Source organism: Evansella sp. AB-P1 (genome assembly GCF_029688925.1).
Classification (GTDB): Bacteria; Bacillota; Bacilli; order Bacillales; family Salisediminibacteriaceae; genus Evansella.
The window spans coordinates 1-1,895 of the sequence record NZ_JARUKY010000043.1 but is presented as its reverse complement, the minus strand read 5'-3'; the positions used below and the strand labels follow the sequence as shown (position 1 = coordinate 1,895).

Annotated in this window: 1 protein-coding gene; it reads right to left on the bottom strand. The window is 41.7% G+C overall.

Going from position 1 to position 1,895, the window contains the following annotated elements; translation table 11 throughout:
* Window positions 1–79: 79 nt before the first annotated feature.
* Window positions 80–1,474: a group II intron reverse transcriptase/maturase gene (gene ltrA, locus QA612_RS22405; protein ID WP_278286057.1), complete on the bottom strand. Its 1,395-nt coding sequence runs from the start codon at window positions 1,472–1,474 to the stop codon at window positions 80–82.
* Window positions 1,475–1,895: the final 421 nt, after the last annotated feature.

The following is a 1,895-nucleotide window of genomic DNA, read 5'->3' as shown; positions in this document are numbered from 1 at the left end:
AATCGAGTAGGAGGGGGTAATATTCCCCCGACCTCTCACACCACCGTACGTACGGGTCCGTATACGGCGGTTCAATAAGTTAAGTGGTTTTAGATAATCTTTGTAAATATAAGGTTTCTAAGTTGAGAAGCCCAACATGTTCTAGAATCTTATTGGAAACAGCCCGGTGAAGGATATGGCTTTTTGAGATACGCCAATAACCTTTCCTGGTGTTCGCCCATTCCCAAGCTTTCTGCTTGGGAATCTTTAGTTTCATAAGGTTTATTTGACGGGTTTTGACCTTTTTCCATCTCTTCCATAGAAGTTGTCTTAATCGGCGTCGTATCCATGCGTCTATATGTTTGATATAGCTTTTCATATAACTGATGCCGTAATAATTAGTCCATCCTCTAGTAGTTTGATTTAGTTCTTTTATAATTTCTCGGAACTCTCCAGGTCTTTTCCTTGATGTAAGATATCGGACCTTTTGTTCCAACCTCTTCTTCGATTTGATATGTGGTCGGAATCCGACTCCATTCTTGGTCGAATGTATGCAAAACCCTAGAAACTTTCGTTTCGTAGGTCTTCCTACTTCACTTTTATCCTTATTTACAGTGAGTTTTAATTCTTCTTCAAGGAATTTTGTAATACTCTTGAGTACTCTTTCCCCAGCCCTACGGCTTTTAACATAGATATTGCAGTCATCGGCATATCTAATAAACTTATGTCCTCTTCTTTGGAGTTCTAAGTCTAATTGATGAAGATAAATATTACCTAGTATTGGTGATAAATTACCTCCCTGAGGTGTTCCAATTTCACTTGGCTCTATCTCCTCATCTATGCTAATTCCACTTCGCAAAAACTTTCTAATGAGAATGAGTACCGTTGGATCATCTGTAAATTGTTCTACATGATGCATAAGTTTGTCGTGATTTACAGTGTCAAAATATTGCTTCATATCAATGTCTACTACAAATCGGTATCCTTCTTCATAGTATTGTTTTGCTTTCTCCATGGCGTCGTGGGCACTACGTTTCGGTCGGAAGCCGTAACTATTATCTGAGAACTTAGAGTCAATTTCCTTCTCTATTACTTGAAGTATCATTTGTTGGACCAGTCGGTCCCTCACCGTGGGGATTCCTAACTTTCGTTTCCCTCCCTCCGGTTTCTTAATCTCAACTCGTCTAACCGGTTGTGGTTGGAAGGTGCCATCTTTGATGGACTGCGTTAGGTTTCTATCCTCAAGTGCTAGGTAAGGAAGCAGCTCATCGACAGTCATCCCGTCAACTCCTGGTTTACCTTTGTTCTTCTTTACTTTCTTATATGCTCTTTGAAGATTATCCGGATTTATAATCTTTCGAATTATATCCGTAGTCCCACCATCTCTTCTTCTAGTTTCACCGCGAAGCATACTGCACGCTTCCTTCATACTTTCGGATTCCATCCTATCTTTTGAGGGATAGCCATCATTTGATGTTGTCTGTGTTCTCTGCATGCCTCACACCTCCTCTAGTTCCAAGATTCCTATTGTTCCGTCCTTCGTCTTTCGACTACTATGACTTCTGCTGACTTCTTACAATTCACAACGCCATCACTGACATCGTTGTCTCTTTGAGAAATTACTTCTCTTCTCGATACCCTTGTAAGACCTCCCCGGGTAAGTCTAACCGCTTTCCTCCCGCAAGTACTAGATTTACTGTAGGAGATTCGTGCAGTGTTGGATTTCGTCTTGTTGTGCAGACTCATCCGTCTCCGTACAGCCTTATATCCAGTTTCTGTTCGTTACCTCGAGATTTTGCGTAGGGCTTCCTTCAGATTCTACCTCACGATAGACACCCTTGCCTTCCGCTAACAGTTCCCACTGCAAAGCCTGTAGTGGACTTTCACCACCTAGCTGTTAGACATGCCGGGCACAC